Origin of the sequence: Rahnella sikkimica, from assembly GCF_002951615.1 — a bacterium.
Classification (GTDB): Bacteria; Pseudomonadota; Gammaproteobacteria; order Enterobacterales; family Enterobacteriaceae; genus Rahnella; species Rahnella sikkimica.
Genome location: NZ_CP019062.1, coordinates 3,216,385 through 3,231,800, shown reverse-complemented (window position 1 = coordinate 3,231,800; position 15,416 = coordinate 3,216,385). Strand labels below are relative to the sequence as shown.

Below are 15,416 nucleotides of genomic sequence, written 5' to 3'. Positions count from 1 at the left end.
TAAACAATCAGCTTTTGATCAGTTTAGCGTAATAGAAGCCATCGCCGTCTTCGGCGTGCGGAAGGTTTTGTCTGCCAGGTTTTTCCATTGTTCCGGTCTCAACCAGCGTCGCATCCGGGTGAGAGTTCAGGAATTCCGCTATTTGCAGACAATTTTCTTCGGGCAAAACTGAGCACGTTGCGTAAACCATTACGCCTTTGCTTTTGAGGCGTGGCCAGATTGCTTCGAGGATCTCTTTTTGCAAACCCGCAAGCTCAGCTATATCGCTGTCTCTGCGGAGCCATTTTATATCGGGATGTCTGCGGATAACGCCGGTCGCCGAACACGGCGCGTCCAACAGAATGCGGTCAAAGATACGCTCGCCAGCCCAGGCCTGCGGCTCGCGGCCATCGCCTTGTTTCACTTCAGCACTGAGATTCAGACGCTGCAGATTCTCATGAACACGCTTCAGACGCTGTTCATCCACATCCACAGCCAGCACATGGGATTTTGGCGCAGCTTCCAGTATATGGGTTGTTTTGCCGCCGGGCGCGCAGCAGAGATCGAGGATCATCTCGCCATCCTGCGGATCAAGCAGATCAACGCTGCCTTGTGCCGAAGCGTCTTGCACCGTGACCCATCCTTCTGCAAATCCAGGGAGCAAAGTGACCTGACAGGGTGTGATCAGACGTAATGCATCCGAATATTCGGGATGTGAAACTGCTTCGATCTGAGCTTCATTCAACAATTGAAGATAAGCGTCGCGGGTATTGTGCATGCGGTTTACACGTAGCCACATAGGTGGTCTTTGATTATTCGCATCCACAATGCTTTCCCAGGCATCGGGATAGGCTTTCTTCAGTCGATTAAGAAGCCAGCTCGGATGGAGATAGCGGCTGTCATTATTGGCCATACGTTGCAGCAATTCTTCCTGCTGACGCTGAAACTGCCGGAGAACGCCATTAATCAGGCCTTTTAATTGTGGGCGCTTAAGAGCCACCGCACCATCAACGGTTTCTGCCAACACCGCATGAGCGGGAATACGCGTATGAATCAGCTGATACAGGCCAACCATCAGTAAGTAATGCAGTGTCCGTTGCTTTCCCGTCAACGGTTTTGCCATGAGTTGTTGCAGGCACCATTCGAGCTGAGGCAATACCCTCAGTGTGCCGAAACATAATTCCTGCAACAATCCGCGATCTTTATCTGAAATATTTTTCTGCAGACCAGGAAGGACCGTCGACAAAGACAGACCTTTGTCTAAGACCTGGCTGATGGCCTGAGCTGCAATACTACGAAGATTATAGGCTGTTTTCATTGTTCAAATGGCTGAATGGATCAGCATTATCAGAAAGATAAGGCCCGACGAAATATCGGGCGTAGTCGGAAGGGTCAGGCTAAACGAGAGCCTTCGATAAACCATTCACGACGAGAGTTCAGCAAGTCCTGTGCGGACATTGCTTTTTTACCTGAAGGTTGCAGTTGGGTGATATTCAGAATGCCGTCAGACGTAGCAACCTGGATCCCCTTTTTATCTGCAGAAACAATGGTGCCGGGCAGGGTGCTATGGCTTGCAGGCAAACTTTCAGCTGACCAGACTTTAACGGGTTGGTCATCAATCATAAAGAAGCTGACTGGCCACGGATTAAATGCACGGACGCAGCGTTCAAGCTGATCAGCGGAAAGCATCCAATCTAAACGGGCCTCCTCTTTACTCAGCTTTTCAGCGTATGTAACAAGTTCTTCGTTCTGAACTTCTGGTTGAGCCGTTCCTTTCGCCAGTTGCCCGAGGGTTTCAAGCATGCCTTCCGGACCGAGTTCAGCCAGTTTGTTGTACAGAGATGCGCTGGTATCTTGCGGAAGAATATCGCATTCCACTTTATGCAGCATGTCGCCGGTATCCAGACCCACATCCATCTGCATGATGGTGATACCGGTTTTGGCATCGCCCGCCCACAGGGAACGCTGAATTGGTGCGGCACCGCGCCAGCGCGGTAAAAGGGAACCGTGCACGTTAATGCAACCCAGTTTAGGCATTTCCAGTACAGATTTAGGCAAAATCAGGCCATAAGCCACGACGACCATGACATCAGCTGCTAAATCGGACACTAATGACTGGTTTTCTTCAGGGCGTAAAGATTTCGGCTGAAACACGGGAATATCATGAGCAAGCGCCAGCGTTTTTACCGGGCTTGCACTCAGCTTATTACCACGGCCGGCCGGGCGGTCGGGTTGGGTAAATACACCCACAACCTGATGTTCTGATGACAGAAGCGCGTCAAGATGACGCGCTGCGAAGTCTGGTGTACCGGCAAATATGATCCGCAAAGCAGTGTCCTGTGTTACTCGAATATTAGTCAGCCCGCGCGTTCAGCTTGGCCATTTTTTCCATTTTCTGGCGAATACGCTGACGTTTCAGTGGCGACAAGTAATCCACGAATAATTTACCCACCAGATGATCCATTTCATGCTGGATGCAAATCGCCAGTAAGTCATCAGCTTCCAGCTCGAAGGTTTTACCCTCACGGTCCAGAGCGCGGACTTTCACTTTTTCAGCACGTGGCACCAGCGCACGTTGATCTGGGATCGACAGGCAACCTTCTTCAATACCGGTTTCGCCGCTTTTTTCCAGCAGCTCCGGATTGATGAGAACCAGGCGTTCGTCGCGATTTTCAGAGACATCGATAACGATAATTCGTTGATGAATGTCTACCTGAGTTGCAGCCAGGCCAATGCCTTCTTCTGCATACATGGTTTCAAACATATCATCCACGATCTGCTGAATTTCGGCGTTAACTTCTTTGACCGGTTTTGCAGTAATGCGAAGCCGCTCGTCTGGGAAATGTAATATCTGTAATACGGACATATTTTTCTGGATCTTTATTCAATTGATTGAAGATATATAGACTCTATTCTAGACATTTCCTGCTCCGATTGACAGCATCCTCTGCCAATTGAATCCTTCGTCGAAAGGCATTGAGCAGAGGCAGGATAATGACATTACAAGAAGTATGGATACGTTTATCAGCCGTCAGGCGCCTTGATGCTGGCCGAGCAGAAGCCATTATCCAGGCACTATTCCACCGAGGGCAATACTGTCCTTCAGAGTTGTTCTCATGCGGTCTAACTGCTGGGCAAATAGAAGATTTCAGGAATATCAATCAGCAATGGTTATTCTCGTCGCTGACGTGGCTGGAAGGAGATAACCGGCATCTTGTCACTTTCAGCTGCGCGCTCTACCCGCTTTTGTTAGCGCAGATTCCGTCTCCGCCATTGATCTTGTTCGTCGAGGGAAGCCCGGATTTACTGTTGTCCCCGCAAATAGCAATGGTAGGGAGTCGCCATTACACCCATTACGGTGAGCAATATGCGCAGGTTTTTGCCCGCGGGCTGGTAAGCAGCGGCTTTACAGTGACGAGCGGGCTTGCGATGGGAATTGATGGAATAAGCCATAAAGCCACACTGGAGGCTCAGGGAAAGACTATCGCTGTTCTCGGCAGCGGGCTGATGAAGCGTTATCCATCCCGTCATTCGATGTTAGCCGACAGTATTCTTGAGCAAGGTGGGGCGCTGATTTCTGAGCATCTGGTGACGGCGCCGCCATTAGCGGCCAACTTTCCGCGCCGGAACCGCATTATCAGCGGTCTCAGCGCAGGTGTTCTGGTTGTTGAAGCAACGTTGCGTAGCGGGTCGTTGATCACCGCCCGTTATGCACTTGAACAGGGAAGAGAGGTTTTTGCTTTGCCCGGGCCACTAGGCAGCCCGACGTCAGAAGGAACCCACTGGCTTATCCAACAGGGCGCTTACCTGGTTACTGAACCTAACGATATTGCCGAGCATATTGGCAGCGGCTTAACCTGGTTTCCGACTCTGCCAATCCCCGAACGGCCAAAAGCACCCCGTGATAAGCCACCAAAGGCGTCAGAGGCGATTATTTGTGCACAAGAATGCGAAGTTGAATTGCCATTTGCTGATGTGTTGGCTAACGTAGAATATGAGGTGACATCTGTTGACGTCGTCGCCGAACGTGCCGGCCAACCTGTGCCAGAAGTGGTAGGTAAACTACTCGAGCTGGAGTTAGCAGGATGGATCGCAGCTGTATCCGGCGGCTATGTCCGAATTAAGAGGGCAAGCCATGTTCGACGTACTAATGTACTTATTTGAAACTTACATTCACAACGAAGCGGAGATGAATGTTGACGAGGATAGGTTAACGGATGACTTGACCGAGGCTGGTTTTCACCGGGCTGATATTCACAATGCGCTGAATTGGCTTGAAAAACTTGCGGATATGCAAGAGGGTGGAACCCCATCTTATATGCTGGATTCAGATCCTTCAGCATTACGTGTTTATACCGATGAGGAAACGAGTCGGTTAGATAGCAGTTGTCGTGGCTTTTTGTTGTTTCTAGAACAGATTAAGGTTTTAAACTTCGATACCCGGGAAATGGTTATCGATCGTGTTATGGCTCTGGACACTGAAGAATTCGATCTTGAGGATCTGAAGTGGGTGGTGCTGATGGTTCTCTTTAATATTCCCGGATATGAAAGTGCATATCAGCAAATGGAAGAGCTGTTATTTGAAGTTAATGAAGGTTATCTGCATTAAGAGATAACAGGTAGAACGTAACATATGACAAAAACAGCACTTTTTGTTGAGAAGCAAAATGAATCCTGTCCGGAATGCGGGGCCGACCTGGTGATCCGTAGTGGTCGCCACGGCCCTTTTCTCAGTTGTTCATCCTATCCACAGTGCGAGTATATCCGGCCTCTGAAATCACAGGCCGATGGCCATATTGTGAAAATTCTGGATGGGCAGTTGTGTCCTAAATGTGGGGCAACGTTGGTGCTACGTCAGGGGCGTTATGGGATGTTTATCGGGTGCAGCGAGTATCCCGAATGTGACCATATTGAAGTCATCGATAAACCCGAACAAACCAGCCTCGGTTGTCCGCAATGCGGTAAAGGACATCTGCTGCAGCGTAAGTCTCGATTTGGTAAGGTTTTTCACGCCTGCGACCGTTACCCAGACTGCCAGTTTGCCATCAATAATAAGCCCGTTGCCGGCGAGTGCGCGCACTGCCATTACCCTTTATTGATGGAAAAGAAAACGGCGCAGGTGATGAAACTATTTTGTGCCAGTAAACTGTGCGGCAAAGCCGTAGAAATAAAAGATAACGAAGACAATGAATAAAGAAGCAGAAAACTCACTTGCAAAGATACTTGAAGCATTACATCAACAGCTGGTTATCGCTTATCCGACTGAGGCCGTATTCGGGCTAGGTTGTGATCCTGACAGCGAGCAGGCCGTTGAGTCTCTTTTAGTGCTCAAAAAACGGCCGAAAGATAAGGGGTTGATTTTAATCGCCGATAACTATCAGCAACTCCTCCCTTATATTGATGATTCATCGTTAACCCACCAGCAACTCGAACATATCTTGTCGTTTTGGCCTGGACCGGTGACCTGGGTGATGCCCGCAAAACCATCGACGCCTGACTGGCTCACCGGACGCTTCTCGTCGCTGGCGGTTCGCGTTACCGATCACCCACTGGTTAAAGAACTCTGCCAGCAGTTTGGAAAACCGTTGGTTTCTACCAGCGCGAACCTGAATGGTCAGGAACCTTGCAGATTTGCTGATGAAGTCCGGCTTCAGTTTGGTGAGGATTTCCCAGTGCTCAACGGCAAAGTGGGTGGACGAGAAAACCCATCTGAAATTCGGGATGCACTCACCGGCGATCTCATTCGTCAAGGTTAAGGAACGAAAGTCATGCCATGTTTCGCGGTATTCGGTAATCCAATCAGTCACAGCAAATCCCCCCGTATTCACGCACTGTTTGCCAGCCAGACAGGAGTCGAACACAGTTATGGAACGGTGCTGGCGCCGAATGAAGAATTCGAGGAAACGCTGCGCTCATTTTTTGAAGAGGGTTCCTGCGGGGCAAACATTACTGTGCCTTTTAAAGAACGAGCATTTGCTGAGTCCGATGAACTGACCGACCGTGCAGCGATGTCAGGGGCTGTAAATACCCTCAAAAAACTTGAAGACGGAAGGTTGCTTGGGGATAACACTGACGGTATAGGCATGTTGAGTGATCTGGAACGTCTGGCGCTTATTCAGCCCGGTGATCGGGTATTGCTGATAGGTGCTGGCGGAGCTGCACGGGGAGTGATCCTTCCGCTTTTATCCTACGGATGCTCTGTTGTCGTCACGAACCGTACTTTTGAACGTGCACAACATCTCAGTCATATATTCGAGAGCAAAGGTGATATTCGGGCTCTTGCGTTCAGCGATCTGGCCAGCGAGAAATTCGATCTGATTATCAATGCGACGGCATCAGGTATTAAAGGTGAAATCCCGGCAATCTCTGAGCAGGTTTTCACTACGCAGACGCGAGTTTACGATATGTATTATCAGGCTGGTTTGACGCCTTTCCTTCGTTGGGCAAAAGACCACGGCGTGACCTTCTATGCTGATGGTTTGGGTATGCTGGTGGGGCAGGCCGCTCACGCGTTCTATCTATGGCACGGTGTTATGCCGGAAATTGAACCTGTGCTGGCGCAGCTAAAACAAGATTTACTGGACTAACTGAAAGAGCCTGAACAGTCTTCTGTTTATGCTGTCCAGGCACTTTAACTATTTACCGACAACTAATTATCCGCAAGATAGACATCTTTCCATGTGACATAGTTACTTGAAGAGTAGGTCAGCCCTGCAAGTTCATCGGCTGTCAATTCACGGATTTGCTTAACCGGACTCCCTAAATAGAGGTAGCCACTTTCAAGCCGCTTTCCGGGAGGAACCAGACTTCCGGCACCAATCATCACATCATCTTCTATGATCGCCCCATCCAGCAGTATTGATCCCATCCCTACCAGAACCCGGTTTCCGATCGTACAGCCATGCAACATCGCTTTATGCCCGACCGTGACGTCTTCACCAATAATAAGAGGATGCCCTTCAGGATTCTGGCGCGACTGATGAGTTACATGCAGCACGCTGCCATCCTGCACATTCGTTCTGCAGCCCACCGAGACACTATTGACATCACCCCGTATGACCACCAGCGGCCAGACACTGGCATCATCCGCGAGATCGACATCACCAATCACCACACTGGAAGGATCCACCATGACCCTTTCGCCTAATGTTGGCGTTAATCCCTGATAAGGGCGCAAAGCCTGAGACATAGGTAATTACCTCATAATTGAGTTTTAACCTTGGCAATATAGTCTTGACTGGGGGAAATACCAATTCAGGGGCCATAAGATCGGTGCCATAACCAGCGGATCGGACGAGATCTCCGCGAAAGGGTCGAAAAATACGCAGTCGATCCTTTTATTCAAAAAAAGGCTTGTGCAAAAAATTCGGATCCCTATAATGCCGCTCCATCGACAGGGAACAACGTGAACAACATCACGAAGTAACCGGGTCGGAAAGATTAAAAACAGTGGCAACCAGATAAAATAAACGGTTGACACTGAATGAGGAAAGCGTAATATACGCCACCTCGAGTTAGCAAGCGAAAGCGCGTAACTCACTGCTCTTTAACAATTTATCAGACAATCTGTGTGGGCACTCACAAGACGATATCAGCCACTTCGGTGGCAAAAAATATCAAGTCTTAGAGTGACCAAGCAGTAATTCATTTAGTGAATTATTACGAAAGTAAACTTTGAGCACCGCTTAACTTGTTTAAGCAAATCGAACTTTTAATTGAAGAGTTTGATCATGGCTCAGATTGAACGCTGGCGGCAGGCCTAACACATGCAAGTCGAGCGGTAGCACAGGAGAGCTTGCTCTCTGGGTGACGAGCGGCGGACGGGTGAGTAATGTCTGGGAAACTGCCTGATGGAGGGGGATAACTACTGGAAACGGTAGCTAATACCGCATGATGTCGCAAGACCAAAGTGGGGGACCTTCGGGCCTCACGCCATCGGATGTGCCCAGATGGGATTAGCTAGTAGGTGAGGTAATGGCTCACCTAGGCGACGATCCCTAGCTGGTCTGAGAGGATGACCAGCCACACTGGAACTGAGACACGGTCCAGACTCCTACGGGAGGCAGCAGTGGGGAATATTGCACAATGGGCGCAAGCCTGATGCAGCCATGCCGCGTGTGTGAAGAAGGCCTTAGGGTTGTAAAGCACTTTCAGCGAGGAGGAAGGGCAGTGTGTTAATAGCACGCTGCATTGACGTTACTCGCAGAAGAAGCACCGGCTAACTCCGTGCCAGCAGCCGCGGTAATACGGAGGGTGCAAGCGTTAATCGGAATTACTGGGCGTAAAGCGCACGCAGGCGGTTTGTTAAGTCAGATGTGAAATCCCCGAGCTTAACTTGGGAACTGCATTTGAAACTGGCAAGCTAGAGTCTTGTAGAGGGGGGTAGAATTCCAGGTGTAGCGGTGAAATGCGTAGAGATCTGGAGGAATACCGGTGGCGAAGGCGGCCCCCTGGACAAAGACTGACGCTCAGGTGCGAAAGCGTGGGGAGCAAACAGGATTAGATACCCTGGTAGTCCACGCTGTAAACGATGTCGACTTGGAGGTTGTGCCCTTGAGGCGTGGCTTCCGGAGCTAACGCGTTAAGTCGACCGCCTGGGGAGTACGGCCGCAAGGTTAAAACTCAAATGAATTGACGGGGGCCCGCACAAGCGGTGGAGCATGTGGTTTAATTCGATGCAACGCGAAGAACCTTACCTACTCTTGACATCCAGAGAATTCGCTAGAGATAGCTTAGTGCCTTCGGGAACTCTGAGACAGGTGCTGCATGGCTGTCGTCAGCTCGTGTTGTGAAATGTTGGGTTAAGTCCCGCAACGAGCGCAACCCTTATCCTTTGTTGCCAGCACGTAATGGTGGGAACTCAAAGGAGACTGCCGGTGATAAACCGGAGGAAGGTGGGGATGACGTCAAGTCATCATGGCCCTTACGAGTAGGGCTACACACGTGCTACAATGGCATATACAAAGAGAAGCGAAATCGCGAGAGCAAGCGGACCTCATAAAGTATGTCGTAGTCCGGATTGGAGTCTGCAACTCGACTCCATGAAGTCGGAATCGCTAGTAATCGTAGATCAGAATGCTACGGTGAATACGTTCCCGGGCCTTGTACACACCGCCCGTCACACCATGGGAGTGGGTTGCAAAAGAAGTAGGTAGCTTAACCTTCGGGAGGGCGCTTACCACTTTGTGATTCATGACTGGGGTGAAGTCGTAACAAGGTAACCGTAGGGGAACCTGCGGTTGGATCACCTCCTTACCTCAAGATACGCATTGTGCAGTGTCCACACAGATTGTCTGATAGAAAGTAACGAGCAGAAATACCTTAATAGGCTTGTAGCTCAGGTGGTTAGAGCGCACCCCTGATAAGGGTGAGGTCGGTGGTTCAAGTCCACTCAGGCCTACCAATTCGTCCTCATGCCGCGTTGTCATCATATTCGTTTGCACAAGCAAACTTCATATGACTCCGCCTTGCCTGAGAACAAATTGGCTAACTCATCATCTGATGTGTTAGTGATTAAGGTATCTGTAAGTGACTGTATGGGGCTATAGCTCAGCTGGGAGAGCGCCTGCCTTGCACGCAGGAGGTCAGCGGTTCGATCCCGCTTAGCTCCACCATTACCGTACAGCCTTTAAATAATACTTCAGAGTGTATTGGAAACAGTATGCTGCGAAGTATTTTGCTCTTTAACAATCTGGAACAAGCTGAAAAATTGAAAGTTTACAGCTGAACATCACTCTCCGTAGAAGTACTGAGTGGTGATTCTGTCTGTAACAGAGTCTCTCAAATAATCGCAGCGCGATGATGTCTTTTAAGACACCTTCGGGTTGTGAGGTTAAGCGACTAAGCGTACACGGTGGATGCCTAGGCAGTCAGAGGCGATGAAGGGCGTGCTAATCTGCGAAAAGCGTCGGTAAGGTGATATGAACCGCAATAACCGACGATACCCGAATGGGGAAACCCAGTGTGTTTCGACACATTATCATTACATGAATACATAGTGTAATGAGGCGAACCGGGGGAACTGAAACATCTAAGTACCCCGAGGAAAAGAAATCAACCGAGATTCCCCCAGTAGCGGCGAGCGAACGGGGAAGAGCCCAGAACCTGAATCAGGGTATGTGTTAGTGGAAGCGTCTGGAAAGTCGCACAGTATAGGGTGATAGTCCCGTACACAAAAATGCATACGTTGTGAGTTCGATGAGTAGGGCGGGACACGTGACATCCTGTCTGAATATGGGGGGACCATCCTCCAAGGCTAAATACTCCTGACTGACCGATAGTGAACCAGTACCGTGAGGGAAAGGCGAAAAGAACCCCGGCGAGGGGAGTGAAATAGAACCTGAAACCGTGTACGTACAAGCAGTGGGAGCCTACTTTGTTGGGTGACTGCGTACCTTTTGTATAATGGGTCAGCGACTTATATTTTGTAGCAAGGTTAACCGTATAGGGGAGCCGTAGGGAAACCGAGTCTTAACTGGGCGTCAAGTTGCAAGGTATAGACCCGAAACCCGGTGATCTAGCCATGGGCAGGTTGAAGGTTGGGTAACACTAACTGGAGGACCGAACCGACTAATGTTGAAAAATTAGCGGATGACTTGTGGCTGGGGGTGAAAGGCCAATCAAACCGGGAGATAGCTGGTTCTCCCCGAAAGCTATTTAGGTAGCGCCTCGTGAACTCATCTTCGGGGGTAGAGCACTGTTTCGACTAGGGGGCCATCCCGGCTTACCAACTCGATGCAAACTACGAATACCGAAGAATGTTATCACGGGAGACACACGGCGGGTGCTAACGTCCGTCGTGAAGAGGGAAACAACCCAGACCGCCAGCTAAGGTCCCAAAGTCATGGTTAAGTGGGAAACGATGTGGGAAGGCATAGACAGCCAGGATGTTGGCTTAGAAGCAGCCATCATTTAAAGAAAGCGTAATAGCTCACTGGTCGAGTCGGCCTGCGCGGAAGATGTAACGGGGCTAAACCATGCACCGAAGCTGCGGCAGCGACGCTTATGCGTTGTTGGGTAGGGGAGCGTTCTGTAAGCCGTCGAAGGTGGTCTGTGAGGGCTGCTGGAGGTATCAGAAGTGCGAATGCTGACATAAGTAACGATAATGCGGGTGAAAAACCCGCACGCCGGAAGACCAAGGGTTCCTGTCCAACGTTAATCGGGGCAGGGTGAGTCGACCCCTAAGGCGAGGCTGAAAAGCGTAGTCGATGGGAAGCTGGTTAATATTCCAGCACTTGGTGTTACTGCGAAGGGGGGACGGAGAAGGCTAGGCTAGCCGGGCGACGGTTGTCCCGGTTCAAGCGTGTAGGGGGGAAGAGTTGGTAAATCCGCTTTTCTGCATAACCCTGAGGCGTGATAACGAGCCACTACGGTGGTGAAGTAGTTGATGCCATGCTTCCAGGAAAAGCCTCTAAGCTCCAGGTAACACGAAATCGTACCCCAAACCGACACAGGTGGTCAGGTAGAGAATACTCAGGCGCTTGAGAGAACTCGGGTGAAGGAACTAGGCAAAATGGTGCCGTAACTTCGGGAGAAGGCACGCTGGCGCGTAGGTGAAGGGACTTGCTCCCGGAGCTGAATCCAGTCGAAGATACCAGCTGGCTGCAACTGTTTAATAAAAACACAGCACTGTGCAAACACGAAAGTGGACGTATACGGTGTGACGCCTGCCCGGTGCCGGAAGGTTAATTGATGGGGTTAGCAGCAATGCGAAGCTCTTGATCGAAGCCCCGGTAAACGGCGGCCGTAACTATAACGGTCCTAAGGTAGCGAAATTCCTTGTCGGGTAAGTTCCGACCTGCACGAATGGCGTAATGATGGCCAGGCTGTCTCCACCCGAGACTCAGTGAAATTGAACTCGCTGTGAAGATGCAGTGTACCCGCGGCAAGACGGAAAGACCCCGTGAACCTTTACTATAGCTTGACACTGAACATTGAGCCTTGATGTGTAGGATAGGTGGGAGGCTTTGAAGCGAGGACGCCAGTTCTTGTGGAGCCAACCTTGAAATACCACCCTTTAATGTTTGATGTTCTAACTCGGCCCCGTAATCCGGGGTGAGGACAGTGTCTGGTGGGTAGTTTGACTGGGGCGGTCTCCTCCTAAAGAGTAACGGAGGAGCACGAAGGTTAGCTAATCACGGTCGGACATCGTGAGGTTAGTGCAATGGCATAAGCTAGCTTGACTGCGAGAGTGACGGCTCGAGCAGGTACGAAAGTAGGTCATAGTGATCCGGTGGTTCTGAATGGAAGGGCCATCGCTCAACGGATAAAAGGTACTCCGGGGATAACAGGCTGATACCGCCCAAGAGTTCATATCGACGGCGGTGTTTGGCACCTCGATGTCGGCTCATCACATCCTGGGGCTGAAGTAGGTCCCAAGGGTACGGCTGTTCGCCGTTTAAAGTGGTACGCGAGCTGGGTTTAGAACGTCGTGAGACAGTTCGGTCCCTATCTGCCGTGGGCGTTGGAAGATTGAGAGGGGCTGCTCCTAGTACGAGAGGACCGGAGTGGACGCATCACTGGTGTTCGGGTTGTCATGCCAATGGCATTGCCCGGTAGCTAAATGCGGAAAAGATAAGCGCTGAAAGCATCTAAGCGCGAAACTTGCCTCGAGATGAGTCTTCCCTGTGGCTTTAAGCCACCTGAAGGGACGTTTAAGACTAAGACGTTGATAGGCTGGGTGTGTAAGTGCAGCGATGCATTGAGCTAACCAGTACTAATGACCCGAGAGGCTTAACCTTACAACACCAAAGGTGTTTTGTATTGGCTCTGTGAAAGACGTAGATTTTTCAGCTGATTGTTCCGAGATTGGTTCGTAGTGCAAGCCTGATATGGGGTGAGCGGTATGAATGAAACAGAATTTGCCTGGCGGCATTAGCGCGGTGGTCCCACCTGACCCCATGCCGAACTCAGAAGTGAAACGCCGTAGCGCCGATGGTAGTGTGGGGTCTCCCCATGCGAGAGTAGGGAACTGCCAGGCATCAAATTAGTAAAGTTTGCTATTAAGCAGGCTGTTATAAGAATAAGCGTGCTGATATGGCTCAGTTGGTAGAGCGCACCCTTGGTAAGGGTGAGGTCCCCAGTTCGACTCTGGGTATCAGCACCAGTAATAAGCGTAGAGTTCGGTAAATTACAGAATTTGCCTGGCGGCAACAGCGCGGTGGTCCCACCTGACCCCATGCCGAACTCAGAAGTGAAACGCCGTAGCGCCGATGGTAGTGTGGGGTCTCCCCATGCGAGAGTAGGGAACTGCCAGGCATCAAATAAGTAGAAAGCCCTGTACTGACGTACAGGGCTTTTTGCTATTCAGAATTAGAGGGGTAAATAGATCAGAAACTGGCTTGTTGCTCTGATTTTCGAGTTATTAAAGATAAGGCCATCCGGAAGGATGGCCTTTTTTGCTTTTGATTACGTAAAAACTCAGTGATTAGAACTCTGCGATATCCCAATCCCTGTTTGTGAACGAACAAACTGAGGATAGAAACGCTCTCTCTCTTTTTGCCCTTCAACAGAGTTGTCTGTAATTGAGAAGAACCAGGTTCCTGCAAAGGCAACAATCATTGAGAAAAGCGCCGGATACTCGTAAGGATAGATCGGCTTAGCGTGCCCAAGAATCTGGACCCATATTGTCGGGCCCAGAATCATCAGTATTACTGCCGTCAGTAACCCCAGCCACCCACCGATCATCGCACCCCGTGTCGTCAATTTAGCCCAATACATCGACAAAATAATAATCGGGAAATTACAGCTTGCAGCGATGGAGAATGCCAGGCCTACCATGAATGCAATATTCTGTTTTTCAAACAAAATACCCAACGCGATCGCCACAATACCGAGAATAATGACGGTAATCTTTGAGACCCTGAGTTCATCACGTTCCGTTGCCTTACCGTCTTTAATGACGCTTGCGTACAGGTCATGAGATACCGCCGAGGCTCCCGCCAGTGTTAATCCGGCAACGACCGCTAATATAGTTGCGAAGGCCACAGCAGAGATGAAACCAAGGAAGAAGCTCCCGCCTACCGCATCTGCCAGATGTACTGCGGCCATATTATTGCCGCCGAGTAATACGCCGCTGGCATCTTTGAATGCAGGGTTTGAACCGACCAGAACGATAGCACCGAACCCGATAATGAACGTCAGGATATAGAAGTAACCAATGAAGCCGGTGGCGTAAAATACGCTTTTACGGGCTTCCTTAGCATCGTTAACGGTGAAGAAACGCATAAGAATATGCGGTAAACCTGCGGTACCAAACATCAACGCGAGCCCCAGCGATAGCGCCGATATCGGGTCGGAAACCAATCCTCCCGGACTCATGATCGCAATACCTTTTGAATGTACTGCCACGGCCTGAGTAAAGAGTGTATTGAAGTTGAAGCCGACGGATTTCATGACCATTATTGCCATGAATGTTGCACCAGCCAGTAACAGGATTGCCTTGATGATTTGTACCCAGGTTGTTGCCAGCATGCCGCCGAACAACACGTAGAGCACCATCAGAATCCCGACCAGAATGACAGCGACATGGTAGTTAAGGCCGAACAGCAGCTGGATTAACTTACCGGCACCCACCATCTGTGCAATAAGATAAAGCGCAACAACGACCAGTGAACCACAGGCTGAAAGCAGGCGAATTGGTTTTTGCTTCAACCGGTATGAGGCGACGTCGGCGAAGGTGTATTTCCCCAGATTGCGCAGACGTTCTGCTATCAGGAACAGAATGATTGGCCAGCCGATAAGGAAACCGATGGAATAGATCAGGCCATCGTAACCGGAGGTATAAACCAGCGCGGAGATCCCAAGGAAAGACGCCGCTGACATGAAGTCACCAGCAATCGCCATCCCGTTCTGTAGCCCGGTAATGCGGCCACCCGCTGTGTAATAATCCTGACGAGAACGTGTCCGTTTGGCGGCCCAGTAGGTTATGTAGAGTGTCGCCCCCACAAATAAAACGAACATCACGATCGCTTCAATATTCAGAGGCTGACGTTTTACTTCGCCAGCAATCCCTTCTGCTGCAAATGCGCTGAAAGGCAAAGCCAGAGATAACATCAGGAAAAGAAGGGAGCTGCGGCGCGCAATCATGGCTGCACCTCGCGGATAATATCAGCCGTCAGTTGGTCAAACTCACTGTTTGCGCGAATTACATAAATGCCGGTGAGGATGAAAGAAATCACAATCAGGCCGACGCCTACCGGAATGCCTCGTGTAATTGTTGCACCTTCATACAGCGGTGTTCCCAGCCATTTGGGATCGAACGCAATCAGCAAAATAAAAGCGACATACAGCACCAGTGTGATGCCTGACAAAAGCCAGGCAAAACGACTGCGTTTTTGCACCAGTTCCCTGAAACGCGGGTTACTTACAACTCTCTGATAAATGAGATCATTCATCTCAGTGACTCCTGTGAGGCATTGATAGAGTTCACCGCGCCA

At 50.2% G+C, this 15,416-nt stretch carries 11 protein-coding genes, 3 tRNA genes and 4 rRNA genes; 12 read left to right on the top strand and 6 right to left on the bottom strand.

The genetic code is table 11. The features are described 5' to 3' along the window. Positions 1–7: 7 nt before the first annotated feature. The 3 genes from rsmB to def all read right to left on the bottom strand — a co-directional run bounded on the left by rsmB (position 8) and on the right by def (position 2,845). Positions 8–1,297 (bottom strand): 16S rRNA (cytosine(967)-C(5))-methyltransferase RsmB, encoded by a 1,290-nt coding sequence (gene rsmB, locus BV494_RS14945; RefSeq protein ID WP_104923576.1) that lies wholly within the window; start codon positions 1,295–1,297, stop codon positions 8–10. A 74-nt stretch (positions 1,298–1,371) separates the two neighbouring features. Then, a complete protein-coding gene (gene fmt / locus BV494_RS14940) occupies positions 1,372–2,331 on the bottom strand; it encodes a methionyl-tRNA formyltransferase (protein WP_226790086.1) in 960 nt (319 codons plus the stop codon). 1 nt (position 2,332) lies between these two features. Next, the gene (def, locus tag BV494_RS14935) at positions 2,333–2,845 is read right to left on the bottom strand and encodes a peptide deformylase (RefSeq protein ID WP_101080126.1); all 513 of its coding nucleotides are present in this window, start codon (positions 2,843–2,845) and stop codon (positions 2,333–2,335) included. 128 nt (positions 2,846–2,973) lie between these two features. Between def and dprA the strand changes: the two genes are divergently transcribed. The 5 genes from dprA to aroE are packed head-to-tail and all read left to right on the top strand — an operon-like array spanning position 2,974 to position 6,566. Further along, positions 2,974–4,143, top strand: a complete 1,170-nt coding sequence (gene dprA, locus BV494_RS14930; protein WP_104923574.1) for a DNA-protecting protein DprA — start codon at positions 2,974–2,976, stop codon at positions 4,141–4,143. Further along, positions 4,115–4,588, top strand: coding sequence for a DUF494 family protein (locus BV494_RS14925; RefSeq protein ID WP_101080124.1), 474 nt, complete (start codon positions 4,115–4,117; stop codon positions 4,586–4,588). Before dprA ends, BV494_RS14925 begins: the two co-directional genes overlap by 29 nt. A 24-nt stretch (positions 4,589–4,612) precedes the next feature. Next, positions 4,613–5,173 carry a DNA topoisomerase family protein gene (locus tag BV494_RS14920; RefSeq protein WP_104923573.1) on the top strand — a complete coding sequence of 187 codons (561 nt, stop codon included), beginning with the start codon at positions 4,613–4,615 and terminating at the stop codon, positions 5,171–5,173. After that, positions 5,166–5,735 (top strand): L-threonylcarbamoyladenylate synthase type 1 TsaC, encoded by a 570-nt coding sequence (gene tsaC / locus BV494_RS14915; RefSeq protein ID WP_104923572.1) that lies wholly within the window; start codon positions 5,166–5,168, stop codon positions 5,733–5,735. The genes BV494_RS14920 and tsaC overlap by 8 nt, the downstream gene beginning before the upstream one ends. A gap of 12 nt (positions 5,736–5,747) precedes the next feature. Next, positions 5,748–6,566: a shikimate dehydrogenase gene (gene aroE, locus BV494_RS14910; RefSeq protein ID WP_104923571.1), complete on the top strand. Its 819-nt coding sequence runs from the start codon at positions 5,748–5,750 to the stop codon at positions 6,564–6,566. A 62-nt stretch (positions 6,567–6,628) separates the two neighbouring features. On the opposite strand, the gene BV494_RS14905 is transcribed toward aroE, so the two are convergent. Beyond that, positions 6,629–7,168, bottom strand: coding sequence for a gamma carbonic anhydrase family protein (locus tag BV494_RS14905; protein ID WP_104923570.1), 540 nt, complete (start codon positions 7,166–7,168; stop codon positions 6,629–6,631). Positions 7,169–7,691: 523 nt separating this feature from the next. Between BV494_RS14905 and BV494_RS14900 the strand changes: the two genes are divergently transcribed. From BV494_RS14900 to rrf (BV494_RS14870), 7 genes are all read left to right on the top strand, one after another. Next, positions 7,692–9,234 (top strand): 16S ribosomal RNA (locus tag BV494_RS14900). Between the two features lie 71 nt (positions 9,235–9,305). Further along, positions 9,306–9,382, top strand: a tRNA-Ile gene (locus BV494_RS14895). 135 nt (positions 9,383–9,517) lie between these two features. Further along, a tRNA-Ala gene (locus tag BV494_RS14890) sits at positions 9,518–9,593 on the top strand. 216 nt (positions 9,594–9,809) lie between these two features. After that, positions 9,810–12,719 (top strand): 23S ribosomal RNA (locus BV494_RS14885). A 123-nt stretch (positions 12,720–12,842) separates the two neighbouring features. Beyond that, positions 12,843–12,958, top strand: a 5S ribosomal RNA gene (rrf, locus tag BV494_RS14880). A gap of 50 nt (positions 12,959–13,008) precedes the next feature. Further along, positions 13,009–13,084, top strand: a tRNA-Thr gene (locus BV494_RS14875). 36 nt (positions 13,085–13,120) lie between these two features. Then, positions 13,121–13,236, top strand: a 5S ribosomal RNA gene (gene rrf / locus BV494_RS14870). Together the 16S, 23S and 5S rRNA genes with 3 tRNA genes alongside form the textbook arrangement of a ribosomal RNA operon. A gap of 162 nt (positions 13,237–13,398) precedes the next feature. On the opposite strand, the gene actP is transcribed toward rrf (BV494_RS14870), so the two are convergent. Then, on the bottom strand, positions 13,399–15,066 hold the full coding sequence (gene actP / locus BV494_RS14865; protein WP_104923569.1) for a cation/acetate symporter ActP: 1,668 nt from the start codon (positions 15,064–15,066) through the stop codon (positions 13,399–13,401). Then, entirely contained in the window at positions 15,063–15,374 is a 312-nt protein-coding gene (locus BV494_RS14860) for a DUF485 domain-containing protein (protein WP_104923568.1), read from the bottom strand. Before BV494_RS14860 ends, actP begins: the two co-directional genes overlap by 4 nt. Positions 15,375–15,416: the final 42 nt, after the last annotated feature.